Source organism: Allobosea sp. P4_C6 (genome assembly GCF_056402015.1).
On the sequence record NZ_JBFUIF010000167.1, the window covers coordinates 1 to 2,819 of the forward strand.

Here is a 2,819-nt window from a genome sequence, read left to right on the forward strand (position 1 = left end):
ATCTATCTTTAACGCAGTTTTGAATAGCCCTTTTGCGACAGCCGCGGCGAACCTCATGCCTTTCGATGAAAGGACTGGGTGCATTTGGCGAAAAAATAAGTCGTCAATTTGTTCCGTGGACGTGATTCCGTATAGGCTCACATATAGATGCTTTTGATTTATGTCTTTAAGGGTCTTCTTGATAAAATAAGTTTTACCGCTTCCCCATGCACCATTCAACAATATGGCATAATCGTGCCGGTTTATTTTATCACAGTAGTATCTAATATACTCGGCAGTATTTTGGTTCGGGTCTCGTGTTGCTTCGATCATGCGCAATCCGGATTCATGTCGCTGGAGTGCCTTAACGGATTCGGCGTGTGCGCCGCATTGTAGTTCAAGCTGGCGCAGATCATGTTGGACGGCAAGACCTTCATTCCTCCCATTCTTACTGATCTCGGGCGTGGCCGAGATCAGCGCTCAGGGCGTCGAAGTCGGCAGCGGGCGGCTATCGATGCGGGATAGGGGTTCCCCGCACCTACTGGTGAAAGGACGCGAAACTTATCCCCGCCCTTGCGCCCCATGCCTATCCTCGGCCCACCTCGTCCCCGAGGGGCAGCCATCCGGAGGTATGCCGTTGGCGGGGCGGGGGCGGCGCCTGCGGGTGGGGTTACGACCCACTCCCGGGAGGCTTCGGGGCGCCACCTAGGCGGGGCGTCGGCATGCGCGGAGATCCGGGATTGCGTCCTCAATCCCCCGTCATCGTCATCTCGGCATCGACAGCCTTCATCTTCGGGTGGGCGGCGCAGAAGACCCTGATCTTCTCCGCCACAGTGGTGGAGTATTCGCTCTTCCGGTGGGCGCCGGATTTCAGCCAGTCGGCGCAGCTCAGCTCCCGGTCGGTAATCCCGGCAGTGGCCGGGGCGGCGAGGAGGAGGCCGACGAAGGCGGCGAACAAAACGCGGGAGAGGCGGGGCATGATCTGGTCCTGAACGGGCAGCCACATCACAGGCTTGCCTTGAGCGGCGCTCCTGCCTTGCGTCGCGCCCGCTTGCAAATGCGATTGTCGCGGACCCGGTGTGCGGGCAAGACAGTGCTGTCGGAGAGGGCAGGCAGGGCCGGCATTTCGTGATAGGCAGCGGCTCATTCCGCAACAGGTGACGAGACCATGGCCAAAAAGACCCCCGAACAGCTCGCCCAGGAATTCGAGGGCCGCAAGGCCAAGGGGCTGGCCAAGGGCGGGGCGGCATACTGGCCCAACATCATCGCCAATGCCGTGCTGAAGCTCACCGCGGCGCGGGCCGAGATCACGCCCGAAGTGCTCATCGAGATGATCGAGCGCGAGGCGCCGACACTGGAGATCAACGTCAGGTCCGGCGCGACCGAGGCCGTCGCGCGGCTGAAGCAGGCCATCGCCAAGGGGGCGTGAGGTGCGGTCGCGGCTTATTGCTTGGCACGATTAGCCAGAATCTTGGCAGACATAGCCAGAGATTCCCGCCAACCACGCGATACATAGTCGGCCACGAACTTAATGGAGGTCGTGGTGACGTTTCTTCAGTTGGCCTATCTCTTGATCGCGTTTTCGTATGTCGTCGCGGCGGTGGCGCTGTATGCGGGACATTGAGTGCGGCTCGCGAAAACTTATCCCCGCCCTCCCGCGTCGCCCCTATCCTCGGCTCACCTCATCCCCGAGGGGCAGCCATCCGGAGGCATGTCGTGTGGCGGGGTGGGGTCGGCGCCTGCGGCTGGCCTTGCACGCCAGACTCGGGAGGCTTCGGGGCACCGCTCTGGGGGTACTACGGCCCCTGCGCGAGGAGCTCGCTGGGAGGCTCGAAGGGAAAGGTTCTGCAACCCGAGACGCGACGAGGCCGGCATCGGACCGAGAAGTGCAAACCACTTTTCGGGATCATCCGATGCACGAGACAAAGCGGAGCGCAGCGCGTTCCGTGCCGAACTGGCGTCGAGGCGAGCGGGACCGGAACCGGAGAGCCGTAGAAGCGCGGCCCGAAGTCTAGATGAGAACGCCGATAGGCGGAGCGCCACGGGGCGTGCGGAAGGTGGCTCAATCCTTCCGCGCCGCATCCTGGCTCAATGGAAGCGGCTGACTACCCGCGCCTCGCGGCGCTCCGCTGCCCCTCGATATTTCAAAACGCTCGCGCGGAAGCGCGGGCGGGCGAAAACACGTGCGTCATTCTCGGGCGACCGCGGGGAGACCCGAGAATCCCGGGCCGGACAAGGCTCCAAAGCCTCCTCGTCAGGAGATGCCCGGGTCAAGCCCGGGCATGACGCGGGACGCAAGCCGTCAGGGCGCGAGAGGCAGGCCCGGACATGACGCGTGAGGCGAGGCCGGGCGTGACGCGGATCGCAAGGGCAACGAGCGGGAGCAGGAACATACAGCGGGAACCCTGGCAGACGCCCGAGCAGGCGCAATGGAGCGCGGACTACAAGAGGGAGATGGACCGCCGGCACCGCATGGTCGTCGACGCGTTCAAGGTCTGGTCCTTCTGCCCGCACAAGGCCTGCCGCCGCGGCAGCGCCTGCCAAAACCCCGATCCGGGTGCCTGCATGCGCGACTTCTTCGACGCCATCCCTGAGTCCGAGAAGCAATATCTCCGTCTCGTGGTGAAGGCGCGCAGCGCCGGGCTCAGCCCCGAGGAGGCCGATCGCGAGGCGCGGCGGCGTCTCGACGAGCACCGGCAGGCCACGACGGAGCCCATGCCGGCAGCACCGCCGCCCGAACCCGTGCCGCCGCCGGCGGTCAGGGCGAAGCGTGCCGCGCGACCACCACAGCCGCCCGAGGGCGAGGCCGCGCGCGCCGCGCGGGTGCGGCAGGCGCAGGC

The 2,819-nt window shown here is 64.4% G+C and carries 3 protein-coding genes and 1 pseudogene; 2 read left to right on the forward strand and 2 right to left on the reverse strand.

The genetic code is table 11. From position 1 onward, the window contains the following. Both AC1DVA_RS27420 and AC1DVA_RS27425 read right to left on the reverse strand, forming a co-directional pair. A partial coding sequence (locus AC1DVA_RS27420; protein ID WP_476807987.1) for a P-loop NTPase fold protein occupies window positions 1-312 on the reverse strand: 312 nt, incomplete at its 3' end. A gap of 415 nt (window positions 313-727) precedes the next feature. After that, window positions 728-985 carry a hypothetical protein gene (locus AC1DVA_RS27425; protein WP_476807988.1) on the reverse strand — a complete coding sequence of 86 codons (258 nt, stop codon included), beginning with the start codon at window positions 983-985 and terminating at the stop codon, window positions 728-730. Window positions 986-1,147: 162 nt separating this feature from the next. Between AC1DVA_RS27425 and AC1DVA_RS27430 the strand changes: the two genes are divergently transcribed. Both AC1DVA_RS27430 and AC1DVA_RS27435 read left to right on the forward strand, forming a co-directional pair. Next, on the forward strand, window positions 1,148-1,408 hold the full coding sequence (locus AC1DVA_RS27430; RefSeq protein ID WP_476807989.1) for a hypothetical protein: 261 nt from the start codon (window positions 1,148-1,150) through the stop codon (window positions 1,406-1,408). 1,025 nt (window positions 1,409-2,433) lie between these two features. Further along, window positions 2,434-2,819 (forward strand): annotated as a pseudogene (locus AC1DVA_RS27435) (hypothetical protein); the annotation flags it as partial.